18 protein-coding genes are annotated in these 20,585 nt (G+C 70.0%); 10 read left to right on the plus strand and 8 right to left on the minus strand.

The window, feature by feature from the left end:
• Positions 1-47: 47 nt before the first annotated feature.
• The 4 genes from AB0I66_RS38550 to AB0I66_RS38565 all read left to right on the plus strand — a co-directional run bounded on the left by AB0I66_RS38550 (position 48) and on the right by AB0I66_RS38565 (position 5,634).
• Positions 48-1,406: a sensor domain-containing protein gene (locus tag AB0I66_RS38550; protein ID WP_363212726.1), complete on the plus strand. Its 1,359-nt coding sequence runs from the start codon at positions 48-50 to the stop codon at positions 1,404-1,406.
• Positions 1,407-1,659: 253 nt separating this feature from the next.
• A complete protein-coding gene (locus AB0I66_RS38555) occupies positions 1,660-2,319 on the plus strand; it encodes a response regulator transcription factor (protein WP_363212881.1) in 660 nt (219 codons plus the stop codon).
• A gap of 293 nt (positions 2,320-2,612) precedes the next feature.
• Positions 2,613-4,544 (plus strand): 2-oxoacid:acceptor oxidoreductase subunit alpha, encoded by a 1,932-nt coding sequence (locus AB0I66_RS38560; RefSeq protein WP_363212727.1) that lies wholly within the window; start codon positions 2,613-2,615, stop codon positions 4,542-4,544.
• The gene (locus AB0I66_RS38565; protein WP_363212728.1) at positions 4,537-5,634 is read left to right on the plus strand and encodes a 2-oxoacid:ferredoxin oxidoreductase subunit beta; all 1,098 of its coding nucleotides are present in this window, start codon (positions 4,537-4,539) and stop codon (positions 5,632-5,634) included. Before AB0I66_RS38560 ends, AB0I66_RS38565 begins: the two co-directional genes overlap by 8 nt.
• 36 nt (positions 5,635-5,670) lie before the next feature.
• Here AB0I66_RS38565 and AB0I66_RS38570 read toward each other — a convergent pair whose 3' ends face one another.
• Entirely contained in the window at positions 5,671-6,042 is a 372-nt protein-coding gene (locus AB0I66_RS38570) for a helix-turn-helix domain-containing protein (RefSeq protein ID WP_363212729.1), read from the minus strand.
• A gap of 102 nt (positions 6,043-6,144) precedes the next feature.
• On the opposite strand from AB0I66_RS38570, the gene AB0I66_RS38575 reads away from it, so the two are divergent.
• Both AB0I66_RS38575 and rarD read left to right on the plus strand, forming a co-directional pair.
• Entirely contained in the window at positions 6,145-7,005 is an 861-nt protein-coding gene (locus AB0I66_RS38575; protein WP_363212730.1) for an SDR family oxidoreductase, read from the plus strand.
• 146 nt (positions 7,006-7,151) lie between these two features.
• Positions 7,152-8,195, plus strand: coding sequence for an EamA family transporter RarD (gene rarD / locus AB0I66_RS38580; protein ID WP_363212731.1), 1,044 nt, complete (start codon positions 7,152-7,154; stop codon positions 8,193-8,195).
• Positions 8,196-8,217: 22 nt separating this feature from the next.
• On the opposite strand, the gene AB0I66_RS38585 is transcribed toward rarD, so the two are convergent.
• Positions 8,218-8,820, minus strand: a complete 603-nt coding sequence (locus AB0I66_RS38585) for an NAD(P)H-binding protein (RefSeq protein ID WP_363212732.1) — start codon at positions 8,818-8,820, stop codon at positions 8,218-8,220.
• 340 nt (positions 8,821-9,160) lie between these two features.
• Complete coding sequence (locus tag AB0I66_RS38590; RefSeq protein ID WP_363212733.1) at positions 9,161-10,621, minus strand: MFS transporter; 1,461 nt, start codon at positions 10,619-10,621, stop codon at positions 9,161-9,163.
• A gap of 120 nt (positions 10,622-10,741) precedes the next feature.
• Between AB0I66_RS38590 and AB0I66_RS38595 the strand changes: the two genes are divergently transcribed.
• The 3 genes from AB0I66_RS38595 to AB0I66_RS38605 all read left to right on the plus strand — a co-directional run bounded on the left by AB0I66_RS38595 (position 10,742) and on the right by AB0I66_RS38605 (position 13,140).
• Positions 10,742-11,248 carry a helix-turn-helix domain-containing protein gene (locus AB0I66_RS38595; RefSeq protein WP_363212734.1) on the plus strand — a complete coding sequence of 169 codons (507 nt, stop codon included), beginning with the start codon at positions 10,742-10,744 and terminating at the stop codon, positions 11,246-11,248.
• Between the two features lie 178 nt (positions 11,249-11,426).
• Positions 11,427-12,368: a M28 family metallopeptidase gene (locus AB0I66_RS38600; protein WP_363212735.1), complete on the plus strand. Its 942-nt coding sequence runs from the start codon at positions 11,427-11,429 to the stop codon at positions 12,366-12,368.
• A 178-nt stretch (positions 12,369-12,546) separates the two neighbouring features.
• Positions 12,547-13,140: an NAD(P)H-dependent oxidoreductase gene (locus AB0I66_RS38605; RefSeq protein ID WP_363212736.1), complete on the plus strand. Its 594-nt coding sequence runs from the start codon at positions 12,547-12,549 to the stop codon at positions 13,138-13,140.
• Positions 13,141-13,161: 21 nt separating this feature from the next.
• On the opposite strand, the gene AB0I66_RS38610 is transcribed toward AB0I66_RS38605, so the two are convergent.
• From AB0I66_RS38610 to AB0I66_RS38630, 5 genes are all read right to left on the minus strand, one after another.
• Complete coding sequence (locus AB0I66_RS38610; protein ID WP_363212882.1) at positions 13,162-14,025, minus strand: ABC transporter permease; 864 nt, start codon at positions 14,023-14,025, stop codon at positions 13,162-13,164.
• A gap of 58 nt (positions 14,026-14,083) precedes the next feature.
• Complete coding sequence (locus tag AB0I66_RS38615; RefSeq protein ID WP_363212737.1) at positions 14,084-15,049, minus strand: ABC transporter ATP-binding protein; 966 nt, start codon at positions 15,047-15,049, stop codon at positions 14,084-14,086.
• Between the two features lie 91 nt (positions 15,050-15,140).
• On the minus strand, positions 15,141-16,406 hold the full coding sequence (locus AB0I66_RS38620) for a DUF2092 domain-containing protein (RefSeq protein ID WP_363212738.1): 1,266 nt from the start codon (positions 16,404-16,406) through the stop codon (positions 15,141-15,143).
• Positions 16,407-16,654: 248 nt separating this feature from the next.
• Positions 16,655-17,623: a CHRD domain-containing protein gene (locus tag AB0I66_RS38625; RefSeq protein WP_363212739.1), complete on the minus strand. Its 969-nt coding sequence runs from the start codon at positions 17,621-17,623 to the stop codon at positions 16,655-16,657.
• 167 nt (positions 17,624-17,790) lie between these two features.
• Complete coding sequence (locus tag AB0I66_RS38630) at positions 17,791-18,801, minus strand: polyprenyl synthetase family protein (protein ID WP_363212740.1); 1,011 nt, start codon at positions 18,799-18,801, stop codon at positions 17,791-17,793.
• A 253-nt stretch (positions 18,802-19,054) separates the two neighbouring features.
• On the opposite strand from AB0I66_RS38630, the gene AB0I66_RS38635 reads away from it, so the two are divergent.
• Positions 19,055-20,569 (plus strand): peptide MFS transporter, encoded by a 1,515-nt coding sequence (locus AB0I66_RS38635; protein WP_363212741.1) that lies wholly within the window; start codon positions 19,055-19,057, stop codon positions 20,567-20,569.
• The last annotated feature ends 16 nt before the right edge of the window (positions 20,570-20,585 follow it).

Below are 20,585 nucleotides of genomic sequence, written 5' to 3' on the forward strand. Positions count from 1 at the left end.
CGCGCACGACCGAGCAGCGCACGACCGAGCAGAAACGGACGAGACCGATGGCCACGGAGTACGGACAGGAGTACGGACGCATGGACCGTTCGGAGTTCCGGGGATCCGACCTCGACGATCGGCGGCGCCGTCTCCCGGCCGGGCTGCGGGCGCCGATCGAGGCGCGCGCCTGGAAGGAGTTCGGCTATGTGCTCCTGAGCCTGCCGATCAGCATCGTCACGTTCACGTTCGCGGTCACGATGCTGTCGGTAGGCGCCGGACTGCTGATCACGTTCATCGGCATCCCGGTGCTCGCCGCCGGGCTCGCCGCCTGCCGCGGCATCGGCTCGCTCGAACGGGTGCGGGCGCGGGCGCTGTTGGACGTGGAGGTGGCCGATCCCGAGCCGCTGCGGCCCAAGAACGGCGGCGGGCCCCTGGCGTGGATGGGCGCCGTGCTCAAGAGCGGCGTCTCCTGGCGGCACGTCCTCTACTCCATCCTCCACATGCCGTGGGCCGTCTTCTCCTTCACCGTCTCGGTGGTCTTCTGGACGTACGGCTGGGCGATGCTCACGTACCCGCTGTGGCAGTGGCTCTTCCCGCTCTACGGCGGCCAGGACGGCATCCAGCTGTACGGCGACGACGGCCACCGCGTCTACCTGGACAACCCCTTCGAGATCGGCGTCACCGCCCTCACCGGCCTGCTGATCACGCTCGCCACGCCCTGGATCATCCGGGCCCTGACCACGGTCGACCGCGTGATGGTGGCCGGTCTGCTCGGCCCATCGAGTCTGGCCACGCGCGTCGTCGAGCTGGAGTCGGACCGCGGGGTCGTCGTCGACACGGCCGCCGCCGACCTGCGCCGCATCGAGCGCGACCTGCACGACGGGGCGCAGGCCCGCCTCGTGGCGCTCGCCATGGACCTCGGCCTGGCCAAGGAGAAGCTGACCGAGGACCCGGAGGCCGCGGCGCGCATGGTGGGCGAGGCGCACGGCGAGGTGAAGGTGGCCCTCCAGGAGCTGCGCGACCTGGCCCGCGGCATCCACCCGGCGGTCCTGACCGACCGCGGCCTGGACGCGGCGCTCTCCGCGCTCGCCGCCCGGTGCACGGTTCCGGTGCAGGTCGAGGTGGATCTGCCCGCGCGGCCCGCCGCCGCGATCGAGGGCATCGCGTACTTCACGGTCTCCGAGCTCCTGCAGAACATCAGCAAGCACGCGCGGGCGTCCCACGGCTCGGTCGACGTGTGGCAGGTCGAGAACCGGCTGATGCTGCAGGTCTCCGACGACGGGGCCGGGGGCGCGGACGTGACCGGCGGTTCCGGTCTCGCCGGGCTCGCCGAGCGGCTCGACGCGGTCGACGGAATCCTGGTGGTGGATTCGCCGGTGGGCGGGCCCACTACGGTGACGGCCGAATTGCCCTGGCGGGCCTAGGGCCGTCAGAAGGGCCCTAGGGCCCTTGCCGCGGATCACCCTCCGCGCTCACCCACCCGGTCGACCCGCAGCGCGGGGAGGCCGGGTGGGTGCTGCCGTGCCCGCTGCCGCGCCCGCGGCGAACGAACACGAGCAAGCGGTTGCCCACGAACGCCGTTACGCCCTTCGCCGGCGTTCGTACGCGCGATACTGAGGTGCCGGGGGAATCACCAGAACCACATATGCCGGGGGGGCCGTGAACGTGGAGGACAAAGTGCGGGTCGTCATCGCCGAGGATTCGGTGCTGCTCAGGGAGGGCCTGACCCGGTTGCTGACCGACCGCGGGCACGATGTCGTAGCGGGGGTCGGCGACGCGGACGCGCTGATCAAGACGATCAACGACCTCTCCGCCGCGGGCGCCCTGCCCGACGTGGTCGTCGCCGACGTGCGGATGCCGCCGACGCACACCGACGAGGGGGTACGGGCCGCGGTGCACCTGCGCCACCAGTTCCCGGGGCTCGGGGTGCTCGTCCTCTCCCAGTACGTCGAGGAGCAGTACGCCACCGAGCTGCTCGCCGGGTCCAGCCGTGGCGTCGGCTATCTGCTCAAGGACCGCGTCGCCGAGGTGCGCGAGTTCGTGGACGCCGTGGTGCGTGTCGCGGAGGGCGGCACCGCGCTCGACCCGGAGGTCGTGGCGCAGCTGCTCGGCCGCAGCCGCAAGCAGGACGTCCTTGCGGGGCTTACACCTCGCGAACGCGAGGTACTCGGTCTGATGGCCGAGGGCAGGACGAACTCGGCGGTGGCACGGCAGTTGGTGGTGAGTGACGGCGCGGTCGAGAAGCACGTCAGCAACATCTTCCTGAAGCTGGGGCTCTCCCAGAGCGACGGGGATCACCGGCGAGTCCTCGCGGTTCTCACCTACCTCAACTCCTAGCAATCTGACACCCTGTCAGTTATTTGGAAACAACGGCAACCGCGGCAACCGCACGACCACGGAGACACGAGCACGGAGAACAGTCCTAGAACCAAAGGATGAGTGGGGGGCGTCTTCCATGTCGGGCCGGAGGGCGAGGCAAAACATGACGAACCAGGGCATTGCAGCGTCTCAAAAGTGCGTCCGTCATGCGATCAACCCCAGGAAGGCGACCCTTACAGACGTAGGGTGGGCCTTGGGAAGGCCGGTCGCCCAGCCCTTCCCGCTCAGCCGCCCGAGGGAGGTCCAGTTCAGTGACCAGCCAGGTCAGTAGCCCAGCCGAGCAGGCCGATGGGGCAGTCGTCGGAGAGCAGCGCAAGCATGCTGGTGAGAAGGATGTACGCCGTCTGGACCGGGTGATCATCCGCTTCGCGGGTGACTCGGGTGACGGCATGCAGCTCACCGGCGACCGGTTCACTTCGGAGACGGCGTCCTTCGGGAACGACCTCTCGACACTGCCGAACTTTCCCGCCGAGATCCGTGCTCCTGCCGGGACACTGCCGGGTGTCTCCTCCTTTCAGCTGCATTTCGCCGACCACGACATCCTCACGCCGGGCGACGCGCCGAACGTCCTGGTCGCGATGAACCCGGCCGCGCTGAAGGCGAACATCGCCGATGTGCCGCGCGGCGCGGAGATCATCGTCAACACGGACGAGTTCTCCAAACGGGCGATGCAGAAGGTCGGCTACGAGGTCTCGCCGCTGGAAGACGGCTCGCTGGACGGCTACAGCGTCCACCCGGTGCCGCTGACGACGCTGACGGTCGAGGCACTCAAGGAGTTCGACCTCTCGCGCAAGGACGCGGGCCGCAGCAAGAACATGTTCGCGCTGGGTCTGCTGTCGTGGATGTACCACCGGCCGACCGAGGGCACGGAGAAGTTCCTGCGGACGAAGTTCGCCAAGAAGCCGGACATCGCCGAGGCCAACATCGCGGCCTTCCACGCCGGTTGGAACTTCGGCGAGACGACCGAGGACTTCGCGGTCTCGTACGAGGTCGCTCCCGCCGCCCAGGCCTTCCCGACCGGCACCTACCGCAACATCTCGGGGAACCTGGCCCTCTCGTACGGGCTGATCGCGGCGGGCCGGCAGGCGGATCTGCCGCTCTACCTGGGCTCGTACCCGATCACTCCGGCCTCGGACATCCTGCACGAGCTGAGCAAGCACAAGAACTTCGGTGTGCGCACGTTCCAGGCCGAGGACGAGATCGCGGGCATCGGGGCGGCGCTGGGGGCGGCGTTCGGCGGCTCGCTCGCGGTGACGACGACCTCGGGGCCCGGTGTGGCGCTGAAGTCGGAGACGATCGGCCTGGCGGTGTCGCTTGAACTGCCGCTGCTGATCGTGGACATCCAGCGCGGTGGCCCCTCGACCGGCCTGCCGACCAAGACCGAGCAGGCCGACCTGCTGCAGGCCATGTTCGGGCGCAACGGCGAGGCACCGGTGCCGATCGTGGCGCCCAAGACACCGGCGGACTGCTTCGACGCGGCCCTTGAAGCGGCCCGCATCGCGGTCACCTACCGCACCCCCGTGTTCTTGCTGAGCGACGGCTACCTGGCCAACGGGTCCGAGCCGTGGCGCATCCCGGACACCGATGAACTCCCGGACCTGCGCGTGCAGTTCGCCTCGGGACCCAATCACACCGAGGACGACGGCACCGAGGTCTTCTGGCCGTACAAGCGCGACCCGCAGTCCCTGGCCCGCCCCTGGGCGATCCCCGGCACGCCCGGTCTCGAACACCGCATCGGCGGCATCGAGAAGCAGGACGGCACCGGCAACATCTCCTACGACCCGGCCAACCACGACTTCATGGTCCGCACCCGCCAGGCCAAGATCGACGGCATCCAGGTGCCCGACATCGAGGTCGACGACGCGAGCGGCGACGCCAAGTTGCTCGTCCTCGGCTGGGGTTCGACCTACGGGCCCATCACCGCGGCGGTACGCCGGCTGCGGGCGGTCGGCGAGAGCGTGGCGCAGGCCCATCTGCGCCATCTCAACCCCTTCCCGCGGAATCTGGGCGAGGTCCTGAAGCGTTACGACAAGGTGGTGATTCCCGAGATGAACCTCGGGCAGCTCGCCACGCTCCTCCGCGCCAAGTACCTCGTGGACGCGGTCTCGTACAACCAGGTCAATGGAATGCCGTTCAAGGCCGAGCAGCTCGCCACGGCTCTCAAGGAGGCCATCAATGGCTGACACGAAGACCGAAGGCACCGGGAGCACGATCGAAGCGCTTTCCCTGGTGCCCAAGGCCGAGGCCAAGCAATCCATGAAGGACTTCAAGTCCGATCAGGAGGTGCGCTGGTGCCCCGGCTGCGGTGACTACGCCGTCCTGGCGGCCGTGCAGGGCTTCATGCCCGAGCTCGGCCTGGCCAAGGAGAACATCGTCTTCGTGTCGGGCATCGGCTGCTCAAGCCGCTTCCCGTACTACATGAACACCTACGGGATGCACTCCATCCACGGCCGCGCCCCGGCCATCGCCACCGGACTCGCCTCCTCGCGGCGGGACTTGAGCGTCTGGGTGGTCACCGGGGACGGCGACGCGCTGTCCATCGGCGGCAACCACCTCATCCACGCCCTGCGCCGCAACGTCAACCTGAAGATCCTGCTGTTCAACAACCGGATCTACGGCCTCACCAAAGGCCAGTACTCCCCGACCTCCGAGGTCGGCAAGATCACCAAGTCGACGCCGATGGGTTCGCTGGACGCGCCCTTCAACCCCGTCTCCCTCGCCATCGGCGCGGAGGCGAGCTTCGTGGCGAGGACCGTGGACTCCGACCGCAAGCACCTCACCTCCGTACTGCGCGAGGCCGCCGAACACCCCGGCACCGCGCTGGTGGAGATCTACCAGAACTGCAACATCTTCAACGACGGCGCCTTCGAGGTCCTCAAGGACAAGCAGCAGGCCGAAGAGGCGGTGATCCGCCTGGAACACGGGCAGCCCATCCGCTTCGGGGCTCCGCTGGAGAACGGCCTCGGCTCCAAGGGAGTCGTACGCGACCCGGCGACCGGCGATCTCAAAGTTGTCCCGGTCACGTCCGAGACCGAGTCTCAGATCCTGGTCCATGACGCGCACTCGACCTCGCCGACGCTGGCCTTCGCGCTCTCCCGCCTCGCCGACCCCGACACCCTCCACCACACCCCCATCGGCGTCCTCCGCAACGTCGAGCGCCCGGTCTACGACACCCTGATGTCCGACCAGCTCGACACCGCCATCGAACAGAACGGCAAGGGCGACCTGGCCGCGCTGCTCGCGGGCGGCGACACGTGGACCGTCGTCGGCTAGCCGGGCACGATCACCCCGAAGCCCGGTCCTGATCCTTCAGGACCGGGCTTCGTCGTACGCCTCGCGTGCTTCCTGTACGTCCGCCAGGCGCCGCTCGGTCCACTCGGCGAGCGCCCGGACCTGCGTGCCGACCTCGCGCCCCAGGTCGGTGAGGGAGTAGTCGACGCGCGGCGGGATGACCGGCTTGGCGTCGCGGTGCACGAGGCCGTCGCGCTCCAGGGTCTGCAGCGTCTGCGTCAGCATCTTCTCGCTGACCCGGCCGAGCGCCCGGCGCAGCTCGCTGAAGCGGTACGAGCGCTCGTCCAGGGCGATCAGGACCAGCACTCCCCAGCGGCTCGTGACGTGCTCCAGGACGAGGCGCTGCGGGCACATTCCCTCGTCTCCGAGGTTCCAGCTACTTACTGCCATGCCAGTACCTTACTTCAAAGTGGGTACTTTCCAATAGTTAGCGCCCGACGTAGGCTCACTGTCAGAACCGCACAGAACCACGCCCACAGGGAGATTCCAGACATGAGCATCGTCGTCACCGGAGCCACCGGACACCTCGGCCGTCTCGTCATCGACGGGCTGCTCGCAGCGCAGGTGCCCGCCGGGCGGATAGCCGCCGTCGTCCGCGACAAGGAGAAGGCCGCCGATCTCGCCGCGCGCGGCGTGGAGCTGCGCATCGCGGACTACAGCGCGCCCGAGACCCTCGCCGGTGTCTTCGCCGCGGGCGACAGGGTGCTGCTGATCTCCGGCAGCGAGGTCGGGCAGCGGGTGCCGCAGCACGCGGCGGTGATCGACGCGGCCCGTGCGGCGGGCGTCGCACTCCTCGCGTACACCGGCGTCCTCGGGGGACCCGACGCCGACTTCGACCTCGCGGCCGAGCACAAGGAGACCGAGCAGCTGATCCTCGGATCCGGGCTTCCGCACACCTTCCTGCGCAACGGCTGGTACCACGAGAACTACACCGCCAACCTGGCCCCCGTCCTGGAGCACGGCGCCGTCGTAGCCTCCGCGGGCGAGGGCAGGGTCGCCTCCGCCTCGCGCGCCGACTACGCGGCCGCCGCCGTCGCCGTACTGACCGGCGAGGGCCACGAGGGCAAGGCGTACGAGCTGAGCGGCGATGTCGCGTGGAGCCTGGCCGAGTACGCCGCCGAGGTCGCCCGGCAGAGCGGCAAGGACATCTCGTACGCGAACGTCCCCGCCGAGCAGAACCTCGCGATCCTGACCGGCGCGGGCCTTCCCGAGCAGTTCGCCGCGATCCTCGTGGACGTGGACTCGGCGATCGAGCGGGGGCTGCTCGCCGGTACGAGCGGTGATCTGGCCCGGCTCATCGGGCGGCCCACGACTCCTGTCGCGGACGCGATCTCGGCGGCTCTCAAGGGTTGAGGGCAGGTGGCGGGGGCGTGCCGGGCCCGGCCGGGGCGGGCGAGACGGAGGTCATGACCGTTTTCATGAGACGGGCATGACACGGGGGTGTCCGGGCCGCTACCTTCTGAGGGCAGCGTGGGGCTGCCTTGCACCAAGGAGGGGCCGTGGACGCCGCCGCAGCCGAACAGTCGAAGAGCGAACAGCGCATAGGTCTGCTGAACGGCTTCGCGGCCTACGGGATGTGGGGCCTCGTGCCCCTCTTCTGGCCGCTGCTCAAGCCGTCGGGGGCGGGCGAGATCCTCGCGCACCGCATGGCGTGGTCGCTCGTCGTGGTCGGCATCGCCCTGCTGCTCGTGCGGCGCTGGGCGTGGGCGGGCGAGCTCATCCGGCAGCCTCGCAAGCTGGGCCTCGTGACGATCGCCGCGGCGGTCATCACGGTCAACTGGGGCGTCTACATCTGGGCCGTGAACTCCGGCCACGTCGTCGAGGCCTCCCTCGGCTACTTCATCAACCCCCTGGTCACCATCGCGATGGGCGTCCTGCTCCTCGGCGAGCGGCTGCGGCCCGTGCAGTGGGCGGCCGTCGCCGTCGGTCTCGCGGCGGTCCTCGTGCTCGCCTTCGGGTACGGGCAGCCGCCGTGGATCTCGCTCTGCCTCGCCTTCTCCTTCGCCACGTACGGCCTGGCGAAGAAGAAGGTCGGGCTCAGCGGTCTGGAGTCGCTGACCGCCGAGACCGCGATCCAGTTCCTGCCCGCGGTCGGGTTCCTCGTGTGGCTCGGGGCGCGGGGTGACGCGACGTTCGGCACGGAGGGCTTCGGGCACGCGGCGCTTCTCGCGGCGACCGGCCTGGTCACCGCCATTCCCCTGGTCTGCTTCGGGGCCGCGGCGATCCGGGTGCCGCTGGCGACGCTGGGGATGCTGCAGTACCTCGCGCCCGTCTTCCAGTTCCTGCTCGGCATCCTGTACTTCCACGAGGCGATGCCGCCGGAGCGGTGGGCCGGGTTCGGGCTTGTGTGGCTGGCGTTGACGTTGCTGACCTGGGACGCGGTTCGCTCCGCGCGGCGTAATGCGGTGCGGCTTGCTGCGGCTCGGCGGGAAACTGCCGCTGGTCCTGCGCCTGCGGCTCCCGTCGCGGGGCGGGAGACTGAGCCGATGAGTCCCGTTGCTCCCGCTGCTCCCGCTGCCGGGCGGGAGGGGTCCGCGGTCTGAGCCTGGCCGTTGGCCGTTGCCCCTAACGGGGCGCCCTCGTCGTCCTTGCGTATGTCGTGAAATCGCGCGGAGCTCGGCCGAGGATGGTCTGTACGTCCGGTGTCGGCTTGGCGTTGTGGCCCTCGGGGAGCCAGGCGAGTACGTCGGCGAGGGGGCGGGCGATTTCCTCGGGGACTCCCTGACCGGCCAGCTCCGTCACGTACGCGTCCGCCGTGATGTGCTCGAAGCGCAGCGGCCGCTCCCACGCCTCCGCCAGCTCGGCGACCGCCTCCGTGAAGGTCAGCGCCCTGGGGCCCGACAGTTCGTACGTACGCCCTGTGTGCCCGTCCTCGGTGAGCAGTGCCGCCACCACCTCCGCGATGTCCTCCACGTCGATGAACGGCTCCGGCGCCTCGCCCACCGGCAGCGCGAGGCGGCCACCTTCGCGCAGCGCCGCGCCGAAGAGGTCCTCGTCGAAGTTCTGCGAGAAGTTGTTCGGGCGGATCACCGTCCAGTCCACGCCCGCCGCACGCACCACGCGCTCGGCCTCCGCCATGGACGGCTCGAAGGAGTCGCCGAACACCTCGACGCCCCGCCCCGACAGGACCACAAAGCGGCGTACGCCGGCTGCGGCGGCTTGGTCCACGGCACCGCACCCCACCCCACCGCCCCTCCCGGCCACCGCCCGAACGCCCCCCGCCCACTCCAGGCCACAGGCTGACCCACGCCACCGCGCCCCGCCCCCTACCGCCCCTCCCGCGCGACCACCGCTCGAAGCGCCCCACCCCCGCACAGCCACAGCCTGACCCACGGCACCGCACCCCACCCCTTACCGCCCCTCCCGGCCACCACCCGAACGCCCCCCGCCCGCTCACGGCCACCGCCTGGCCACAGCACCATGCCCTCACGCCCAACGCCCCCCCTGACCACCGCCCGTACGGGCCCCGCTTCCTCATGACCGCCCGCCGCCCACAGCACCACGCCCCCTACCGCCCCTCCCGAGCCACCGCCCGAGCAGACTCCCGCCCGCTCCCCGCGGTGGGTCGGCTCCCGCCGCTCGCCACCGGGCCGGCCCTGCGGCCTCGTAAGCCGTACGCCGCGATGAACGCGCCCAGGAGCGCCATCGTCACCGGGACCGCGAGGGCCGTGCGGAAGGCCGAGAGGGCTGAGGTCGGGTCGGTGCCGGACAGGGCGAGGCCGTGTACCGCCGTCACGCCCGAGATGCCGATCGCCGCGCCGAACTGCAGGCCCGTCTGGAGCACTCCGCCCGCCAGGCCCTGCTCCCCCTCGGCCACGCCGTCCGTCGCCGCGATCATCAGCGGGCCCAGGGCGAGCGCGAAGGCGGTGCCCGCGAGGAGGAAGGTCGGGAACATCGCCGCGTACGTCCAGTCCATGCCGACCGGCAGGAACAGCACGTACGCCACGGACGCCAGCAGGAACCCGCCGAGGATCACCCGGGCGTGGCCGTACCGCGCGACGAGCACCGGAGTCAGCGTCGGCGCCAGGATCACGTCGATGCCCATGACCACCAGGGCGAGGGCGGTCTGCAGGGACGACCAGCCGCGAAGTTCCTGGAGGTACAGCGTCAGGACGAACTGGAAGCCCATGTACGCCCCGACGAAAAGCAGCGCCCCGAGCGCCGCCCGCACCACGCTTCCCGTACGGAAGATCCCGAGCCGCACCAGCGGTACCCGGGTCCGCCGCTCGATCCCCACGAACGCGATGCCGAGCAGCACCCCGGCCGCCGCCGCACCAGCCGTCAACGGCCAGCCCGAGAAGCCGTGTTCGAGCCGCACAACGCCGTACGCGAGCAGCAGCATCGCCCCCGCCGCAGCCGCCGCCCCCGGCAGGTCGAAGCCGCTGAGCCCATGAGGGCGCCGTACGCGCGCCGGCTCCGCCGGGATGATGCGGACCGCCGCCGCGAGAATCCCGGCGGCGAGGATCACCGGCGCGAAGAACACCCAGCGCCAGTCGAGCTCGGTGAGCAGTCCGCCGACGACCAGCCCGAGCGAGAACCCGCCCGCGGAGGTGCCGGCGAAGACGAGCAGCGCCTTGTTGCGCTCGGGGCCTTCCGCGTACGAGGTGGTGATGATCGACATCGCGGCAGGCGTCATGAAGGCCGCGGAGAGTCCGGTCATGAAGCGGGCGACTATCAGCATCCAGCCTTCGGTGGCGAGGGCGCCGAGCCCGGAGAAGGCCAGGAAGACGCCGAGCCAGAGGAGGAACATCCGCCGCCTGCCCAGCAGATCGGCCGCCCGGCCGCCGAGGAGAGTGAAGCCCGCGTACCCGAGGACGTAGGCGCTCATGACCCACGCCGCGGTGCCGGTCGAGAGACCGAGGTCCGCTCGGATCGCCGGAATCGCGATCGCCAGCATGGCGACATCGATGCCCTCCAGAAAGATCGTCCCGCAGAGGACGAGCAGCAGGGCCCAGGCTCTTGCACCCATGGCGAGACTCCTTAGGAGCGAAGGGTTATAAGGGGCGTAAGGGGCGAGTAACTGCGGTTACTCGTACGGGGGTCGGTTCCCTCTTGTAACCACTGGAAGCCTGCGGCACCATCGGCAGGCATGGAAGAAGGCACTTCAAAGTCACCGAGTAACCGCGAGGGCACCGTGGGCGCAGGCGCAGACGAAGTAGCAAATTCGGGCGCAGGCACGAGCGTTGGTGCCGGTGTGGATTACGGCGACGCCGATCCCTTTCAGTGGGATGCCCGCGAGGACTGCCAGGTCCGGCAGATCCTGGACCGCGTCGCCGACAAATGGTCGCTGCTCACCATCGCCCTCCTTGAGCACCGCAAGCTCCGCTTCACCGAGTTGCGCCGGGAGATCGACGGCATCAGCCAGCGCATGCTGACGGTGACGCTGCGCCAGCTGGAGCGCGACGGCCTGGTCAAGCGCACGGTTTACCCGGTCGTGCCGCCGCGCGTCGAGTACGAACTCACGCCCTTGGGCGGCACCTTGCACGCCACCATCCAGTCCCTGGTGACCTGGACGGAGCAGCACCAGGGCGAGGTCGCCGCAGCGCGGTCGGCCTACGACGCTCGGGCCGAATCGGAGGCGCCGGGCTCAGCGTGAACCCCCGGGGCGACCGTCATGCGGAACACGGCGACCGATATGCGCTCTTGACGCACGGTCAAGCTCACCCGCACCATCAGGCACGCCAATTCCGTGATCGGCGAACGGAATTGGCGCGTCTCACGTAGTACCGAGCACCCCCCCACGTGACAAATCAACAGAACACGGAGCCCCCCACATGAAGCTCTCCGTTCCCGGACGCGCCGCGGCAGCCGCCGTCATAGCCGTCACCGGACTCCTCACCACCAACGCGATGTCCTCCGCGGCCCCCGCCCCCACAGCGGCCGCCCCCGACATATCCGTGGCCAACGTCCAGGGCCATCTCTCGCAGCTCCAGAACATCGCCTCGTCCAACGGCGGCAACCGCGCCCACGGCAGCGCGGGCTACAAGGCCTCGATCGACTACGTGAAGGGCAAGCTGGACGAGGCCGGATTCACCACCTCGGTCCAGGAGTTCACCTCCAACGGCAAGACCGGCTACAACCTGGTCGCGGACTGGCCCGGCGGGGACGCCGACCAGGTCGTCATGGCGGGCTCGCACCTCGACAGCGTCGACTCGGGCCCCGGCATCAACGACAACGGCTCCGGTTCGGCCGCGATCCTGGAGACCGCGCTCACCGTGGCGCGCGAGCAGTACAAGCCGGCCAAGCACCTGCGGTTCGCCTGGTGGGGCGCCGAGGAGCTGGGGCTCGTCGGCTCCTCGCACTACGTCGACAAGCTGCCCGCGGGCGAGCGCTCGAAGATCAAGGGCTATCTGAACTTCGACATGATCGGCTCCCCGAACCCGGGCTACTTCGTCTACGACGACGATCCCACCATCGAGAAGACCTTCAAGGACTTCTACGGCGGCCTCGACCTCGCCACGGAACCCGACGAGGAGGGCGACGGCCGCTCCGACCACGCGCCGTTCAAGGACGCGGGCGTCCCGGTCGGCGGACTGTTCAGCGGCGCCGACTACAAGAAGACCGCCGAGCAGGCCGAGAACTGGGGCGGCACGGCCGGTGAGCCGTTCGACAAGTGCTACCACTCCGCCTGCGACACGGAGTCGAACATCGACGGGACCGCCCTCGACCACAACAGCGACGCGGTGGCGTACGCGGTGTGGGGGCTCTCCGCCTGACCCCGGGCCAAGGCCGCAGGCCCGGCCCCAGGCCTAGCCCCACACCCAGGCCCTGACCTCCCAGGCCGGGCCGAGCACCCCTGGACGCAATTACCTGCGCGTGCATATAGTGCAAGCGCAGGTAATTGCACGGTCCCGGCGACCGTGCGCCGCCACGCCACACACCAGGGGGCCCACCATGACCCGCAAGTTCCTCTTCGTCCTCGGCAGCGCCCGCCCCGACGGCAACACGGAGACGCTGGCCCGCAAGGCCGCCGAACAGCTCCCGCCCGACGTGGAGCAGCGCTGGCTCAACCTCGCCGACCACCCGCTGCCCGACTTCGAGGACCTGCGCCACGACGGCACACGCCCGCGGGCCCGCCCCCGGCCCTCCGGCGACAACGAGGCGCTCCTCCTGGACGCCACCCTCGACGCCACGGACATCGTCATCGTCTCGCCCCTGTACTGGTACTCCCTCTCGGCCACCACCAAGCGCTACCTCGACTATTGGGACGCGTGGCTCGAGGTCCCGGAGGTCGACTTCAAGGCCACCATGAAGGGCCGCACCCTGTGGGGCGTGACGGCGCTCGCCCACAGCGAGGAGGAGGTCGCGGAGCCGCTGATCGGCACGCTGAATCACGTGGCCGCCTTCTTCCCGCTGCATTTCGGAGGCGTCCTGCTCGGCAACGGGTCGAGGCCGGGCAACGTGCTCGACGACACCGAGGCCCTCGCCCGCGCCAAGACGTTCTTCGCGCAGGAACCGCCGCTCGCCCGCTACCCGTACGAGAGCTGATGTCTCGAACTGCCGGCGCCCCTACGCCGTGATGTCCTTCGCCCCGAACCTCGCCCACGCCGCCGAGCCGAACAGGGCCGCGTACAGGCCCTGGAGGCCGAGGTTCTTGACCAGCTCGTCCCAGTAGACGGGCTCGCGCATCAGGTCCGCGAAGGACAGCCAGTAGTGCGAGAAGAAGTACGGCTGGATGGCGTGCAGTTGGGGGATCTGGTCGAGGATCTGAATGGTGATGAGCAGACCGACGGTCGTCGCCATCGCCGCGATGCCGCTGCTGGTCAGCGTCGACACGAAGAGGCCGAGCGCCGCCACCCCGATCAGCGACGCGGCGACCACCAGGGCGATGAGCAGGGCACGCAGCAGCCCTTCGCCGAAGCCGATCCGGGTGCCGGAGATCGTGGTGACCTCGCCGACCGGGAAGAGCAGCGCCCCGACGGCGAGCGCGGAGAGGGCCACGACGAGGGTCGCGACCAGGCAGAACGTCATCGCTGTCGCGTACTTGGCGAGCAGCAGGCGCGTGCGTCCCGCGGGGGCGACGAGCAGATAGCGCAGCGTCCCCGCGCTGGACTCGCCCGCGATGGAGTCACCCGCGACGACACCGACCGCCATGGGCAGGAAGAACGGGAGGGTCGCGGCGAGCGCGGTGAAGACCAGGAACAGGCCGTTGTTGGTGACCTGCGCGATGAACGCCGGGCCCCCCGCCTCTCCGCCGCCCCCGCCGAGCGTCGAGCCGTCGTTGGTCTCGATCTTGACGGCGACGCCCACGAGGATCGGCACGGCGGCGAGCACGCCGAGCAGCGCGAGGGTCCGCCAGCGGCGGAAGGTGATGCCGAGCTCGCTGCGGAAGATCCCGAAGGTCCAGATCCACCGCACCTTCGGTGGGCCCATCACCACTGATGCGTCGCCCTGTACGCCGTCCCGCACGTCGCCCCGTACGCCGTCGATCTCAGCCCGCGACATCGAAGCCCTCCCCCGTCAGCGCCACGAACGCGTCCTCCAGCGAGGCCCGTTCGACGCCGAATCCCCGCACTCGTATGCCCGCACCGACCAGGGCCGCGTTCAGCTCGGCGAGGTCCGTGCCGCTCTCCGCGCCCGGCGGTTCGCCCGTCACGCGGTCCTCCGTCACGACGAGATCCGTCACGCCGAGTTCCTTCAGGACGCGTGCCGCGTCACCCGTGTCCGGCGTCGTGACGACCAGGCGCCCGCGCGCGCCCGCGGCGAGTTCGGCGACCGGGCCCTGGGTGATCAGACGGCCCTGGGCCATCACGGCGGCATGAGTGCAGACCTGTTCGACCTCGTCCAGGAGGTGCGAGGAGAGGAACACGGTCGTGCCCTCCGACGCCAGCTCCCGCACCAGCGCCCGGATCTCGCGCATGCCCTGCGGATCGAGGCCGTTGGTCGGCTCGTCGAGCACGAGGAGCCTGCGCGGCTGGAGCAGCGCGGCAGCGAGCCCGAGGCGCTGCTTCATCCCGAGGGAGTACGCCTTCGCCTTCTTGCCCGCGGCAGCCGTCAGCCCCACCCGGTCCAGGGCGGAGTCCGCGCGGGCACGGCGGGTGCGCGGATCGGCGGTCGGGTCGGCGGCGTCGTACCGCAGGAGGTTGTCGCGGCCGGAGAGGAAGCCGTAGAGCGCGGGGCCCTCGATGAGCGCGCCCACGTGCGGGAGCACGGCGCGCGTCTCGCGCGGCATCGGGCGGCCAAGGACCCTGGCCCGGCCGGAAGTCGGCTCGATGAGGCCCATGAGCATCCGGATGGTGGTCGTCTTGCCCGAGCCGTTCGGCCCGAGGAACCCGAAGACGCTGCCCGCGGGGACAGTGAGGCTCAGCCGGTCCACGGCCAGCTGCTTGCCGTAGCGCTTGGTCAGCCCGGACGTCTCGATGACGCTCTCCGCCGCACTGCCGCTGCTGCCCGGCACCTTGCCCTCCCCCGCTCGAAGTCGTGACGGCGGATCCGAGGCACCTGTCCGGCACCTCGGACCCGCCGCTCAATCGCCTTGCCGCAGCACGCTACTTCGCCGCGTTCGCCGCCTTCACCAGCGCTTCCTTGGTGACCGCGCCGGCGTAGACCTTGCCGTCCTCGGTGATGAGGGCGTTGATCAGACGCGTCTTGAAGACCGTGCCCGAACCGAAGTCGCCCGACACCTTGTCGCCGAGCGAGTCGAGGAAGTTCTGCGCGTCCGGCGGGACATCGCCCGAGGCGCCCGTCGGGAGGCCCTGGCCGCCCGGCAGTTCGAGCTCGGCGATGGAGTTCCAGCCCTTGCCGATGACGTTCAGGCCGTTCAGGCCCTCCATGCCCTGGTCGCCCTTGAACTCCTTGCCGCCGTCCTTGAAGCCGTGCTTCTCGGCCCCCGCCTCGGCGTCGTCGCCCTCGGTGACCTTCGCGCCCTTGGGCGGCGTGAAGTCGAAGGTCGAGGCGGCCGGCTTGCCGAAGTCGACCTTGGTGAAGCCCGCGTCGACGACCGCGCTGCCACCGCCGGACGGGGTGAGGGTGAACTTCAGCGGCGTGCCCGTCTCGGAGTCCACGGCGACCGTGATCTGGCCGATCGTCGAGCCGGACTGCTTGGGCTTGATGACCAGGCGGTAGGCGTCGCGGCCGGCCACCTGCGCGGTGCCGTCGACCTTCACCGACGTCGTGTCGTCGGCCGCCTTCAGCGCTTCCTCGGCCAGCTCCTTGGGCGTGGAGGGGACGTCCTTGGGGAGGTCCTCGGGAGCGCCCTTCTCGTCGGCGTGCCCCTTGCCCGCCGACTTGGAGTGGTACGCCTCGTTCGACTTGCTGTCGTACGCCCACACGTCGTCGCCGTTGTGGATCAGGCTGTATTCGGCGGCGTCGTCCAGTATCGACAGCTTCTGCTTGTCGGGGCCGTCGGCGGCGACGCGCAGCGTGTGCGTGCCGGTCGCCAGTTCCATCAGCTTCGCCTGCGGGTCCGCGGCCGAGCCCTCGCCGTCCCCGCCCTCTCCGCCGCCCGAGCCGCCGCCCGGCGCGAAGCCGCCGGCCATGTCGCCGCCGAAGGACGGGAGGCCGAGGTCGGTGCTGATCTTCACGGTGCCCGAGAGCTGCTCCGTGTCCGACGCGGCGATCTTCTCGATGAGTTCCTGGGCGGTGACGTCGGGCAGCTTGGGGTCGCCCGACGTGGCGAGCGCCGGGACGAGCCCGATGGTCGCCGCCGCCACCCCCGCCACCGCGACGGGGACCACGTAACGCGCCGCCTTGCGACGGCCCGCGCGCAGCTCCCCGCTCTCGCTGGTGTTCTGCTCCGGTTCGTACGGTGCCATTGTGTGCCCTACCTCCGTGGTCGGCGGCGGCCTTCCCAGTACGTGCGTGCGTCCACTCCTCGCCGCCATTCTCACCCGAACAGGTCAGGAGTGGTTGTTCTTGCCGGACCTTGCTTGTCTCCATACGACCAAATCGGCCAGCGAGAAGCGTCAGACCCCGGGAGCAACTCCACGTACTGCTGTGGGATGACAAAAAGAGGCGGCGCCTCCCCCGACCAGTAGGGGAAGCGCCGCCGCGCACTCAGGGGTCAGCGCTGCACGAAGACGTAATCCGCCTTGTACGGGACCTCCGCGATGGCCCCCTGCTCGCAGTCACCCGCGGGCGCGCCCCCGCCCACCGTGTTCAGGCGCAGGATCTCCGCGGTGCCGGCGAGGAGCCCGTGCGGCTTGCCCGTCTGGGTGGCCGCCAGGTCGAGTTCGGGGATGTTCTTCTCCCCGTTCGGGGTCCTGGAGATCAGCTTCGCGGTGACCTGGCTGCGGTCGGGGGCGGTCCATCGCGGGGTGCCCGAGTTGGGGGCGACGAAGTCGTGCGCGATGCCGCCGCCGAGCCGCGCGCGCACGTCACGCTGCGCGAAGGCGAACTTGCCGGAGCCGTCCTCGGCCTTCTTGCACTCGTAGATCTGCTTGCCCTTGAGCACCGAGGCCTGGAAGTTGGCGGCCACGTCACGGAAGTCGACGTCCGTGGTCACCTTGTGGAGCTGTCCGCGGACCGCGCCGCCGGGGAACTCGGCGGTGTGCAGGTTGGCGTAGAAGCTGTTCGGGTCGGCCTTCAACTGCTGCAGCAGCGCCGCGTCGTGGACCTTGACCGTGCCCGTCACGCGATGGCCCTTGCTCTTGCCGAGCAGCCCGGTGAAGTCGATCTTGACGCCGCCGTTGGTGCCCTTGGCGCCCTGGTGGATGTGCAGGGCGGTCGGCTTGCCGGTGCCACGCCACTTGACGCTGACGGACACCCTGTCGCCCTTGACCTGGACGAATTCGAGCGCCCGGCCGTCCTTGTCGCCCACCGCGGGGCCGCCCTGCACCGGCACCTCGTTCGCGCCGTTCAAGCTCGCCGCGAAGACGGCTCCCCCGCTGCCGGTACTGGTGCTGGTGCCGCTGCCGGCGTGGCCGTGGCCGCCGTCGTGCGCCGCCGCGGACGGTGCCGCGACCGCCACGCCACCCGCGGCGGCGACGGCCACACCTGCGGCGAGCAGCGCCCGGCGGCGACGAGCGAACATGCCGGAAGTACCAAAAGTACCCATGGTCAGAAATCTCCCCGTACCTGAGCCGACGCCCCACTGCGTCGGCTTCCGGGCATAGGTACGGATTGGATCCGATCCTGGACTCAATCCAGGACCGGCCCAAGAATGTGACCTAGGTCACGCGCGCAGCGCCGGGCGGCGGCTCAGCCCGCCCGGTGCACCACCAGATCGCAGAGCTCGACGAGCGCCGCCTTCGCGTCGCAGTCCCGCAGCGGCGCGAGGGTGTCCCGCGCCTCCTCCGCATACCGCACGGTGTCCTTGCGCGCCTGCTCCAGGGCCGGGTGGACCCGCAGCCGGGCCAGCGCCTCGGCGTGCCGCGCGTCGTCCGTCAGGTCCGAGTCCAGGAGCTCCGCCAGGGCGATGTCCTCGGGGAGCCCGAGCTTCTCCACCCGCTCGCGCAGGCGCAGGACCGGAAGGGTGGGGATGCCCTCGCGCAGATCCGTGCCGGGAGTCTTGCCGGACTCGTGCGAGTCGGAGGCGATGTCCAGGACGTCGTCGGCGAGCTGGAAGGCGACGCCGAGCCGCTCCCCGTACTGGGTCAGGACGTCCACGACGGTCTCGTCGGCACCGGACATCATGGCGCCGAAACGGCACGCCACGGCGACGAGCGAGCCGGTCTTGCCGCCGAGCACGTCGAGGTAGTGGTCGACCGGGTCGCGGCCCTCGGTGGGCCCCGCCGTCTCCAGGATCTGGCCGGTGACCAGGCGTTCGAACGCCTCCGCCTGGATGCGGACGGCGTCCGGGCCGAGGTCGGCCAGGATGTACGAGGCGCGCGCGAAGAGGAAATCACCCGTGAGGACGGCCACGGAGTTGCCCCAGCGCTGGTTGGCGCTCTCGACGCCGCGGCGCACGTCCGCCTCGTCCATCACGTCGTCGTGGTAGAGCGTCGCGAGGTGAGTGAGCTCGACGACGACGGCGGAGGGCACGACGCCCGGCGCGTACGGATCGCCGAACTGCGAGGCGAGCATCACGAGGAGCGGCCTGAACCGCTTGCCGCCCGCGCGCACCAGATGCTGCGCGGCCTCCGTGATGAAGGGGACCCCGCTTTTGGTGGCGTCGAGCAGACCTTCCTCGACGGCCGCCAATCCGGCCTGGACATCGGCTTCGAGAGCCTGGTCCCGCACGCTGAGGCCGAAGGGCCCGACGACGGTCACGAGGGGTTCTCCTGTCTGCTGACGATCACAAGTCGGTCACTCGGTCGATCATCACTCGGTCGGTCTTTGCGTGATGATCGCGTCGATGACACGGTTTGTCGATGTGTCGCTGCCATCACACAAGTCAGCGTATCCGGTCGCCTTTCGATCACAGTGGGCACCCGCCTGTGCAATGCCGCCCAGGCGGCGTGTGATCAGCACCGGTATGTTCTTGATCAGCTGATACGCCCCAGAACCAACGGGAGCAGAACCTTTGTCCCGCACTGAGCCCGACACCGAACCGCCCGCGGAACCGCCGACGGAGCCGCCGCCCGGCGACGACCACGCCTTCTTCGGGCAGCCGCGCGGACTTCTCACCCTCTCGGGTCTCGAGGTCTGGGAGCGTTTCTCGTTCCTCGGCATGCAGGCCATCCTCGTCCTGTACTTCGCGGACTCCGTCGCGAACGACGGAATGGGCATGGATCCCGGAACGGCCGCCTCGGTGTCGGCGGCGTACGGAACACTCGTCTATCTCGTCTCGGTGGCCGGCGGCTGGCTCGCCGACCGCATCCTCGGCTCGTACCGCGCGGTCCTGTGGGGCGGCATCCTCATCGCCTGCGGCCACTACTCGATGGCCGTGCCGACTGCGACGATGACGTGGGTCGGACTCGGCCTGATCAGCGCGGGCACCGGCCTGCTCAAGCCGAACGTCGCCTCGATGGTCGGCAAGCTCTACCGCACCGACGACGACCGGCGCGACGCGGGCTTCGCGCTGTACTACATGGGCATCAACATCGGCGCCTTCGCGGGCCCCCTGATCACCGGCTGGCTCGGCGACCACAAGGGCTGGCACTGGGGGTTCTCGGCGGCCGCGATCGGCATGACGTTCGGCCTGATCCAGTACGTGCTCGGGCGCCGCCACCTCGCCGGACGCAAGGCGTCGGCGGAATTCGCGCTCCCCAGGGACGCGATGCGCCGCGCGGTCGTCCTGATCGTCGTGGGCGTCCTCGTCTTCGCCGCCCTCGCGGGGGTGCTCGCCGCCGTCGGCTGGCTGACGATGGACCGCTTCGTCGACCTGCTCACCGTCGTCTCGGTGATCGCGCCGATCGTCTACTTCGCGGTCATGTTCCGCAGCCCACGGGTGACGTCCGAGGAGCGCGGGCGCCTCAGGCCGTACGTGGTGCTCTTCCTCGCGTCGGTCGTCTTCAACTTCATCCTCTTCCAGGCCTACTCGACGATGATCCTGCTCGCGTCGACGAACGCCGAGACCTCGATCTTCGGCTTCACCTTCCCCGCCAGCTGGTACGCCTCCGCGCTCGGCGCCTTCGAGGTCGCGCTCGCCCCCGTCGTCGCCACCGTCTGGGCCCGGATGGGTCACCGCCAGCCGCACGCCTCGAACAAGATCGCGTTCGGCGTGATCCTGGGCGGCCTGTCGTTCCTGCTGATGGTGCTCCCCACCTCCGGGCACGGCGACGACACGTACAAGATGGCGGTCTGGTGGATCGTCGGGTCGTACCTGCTGCTCGGCCTCGGCGACATCCTCGTGGAGACCTCCGGCATGTCGGCCACGACGAAGCTCGCCCCCAAGGCCTTCGCCAGCCAGACCATGGCCCTCTGGTTCCTCTCGCTCGCCCTCGCCAACGGCATCCAGGCGCAGGTCGTGAAGTTGTACGGCGAGGTCTCCAACCCGGCGTACTTCGGCGTGAACGGCGCGATCGCGGTGGTCGCCGGTGTGGCCGTCATCCTGCTCGCGCCATGGCTGCGCCGCACCATGCACCCCGTCCACTGAGGACCCCGAGGTTCCC

It is taken from the genome of Streptomyces sp. NPDC050439 (genome assembly GCF_040655335.1).
Classification (GTDB): Bacteria; Actinomycetota; Actinomycetes; order Streptomycetales; family Streptomycetaceae; genus Streptomyces.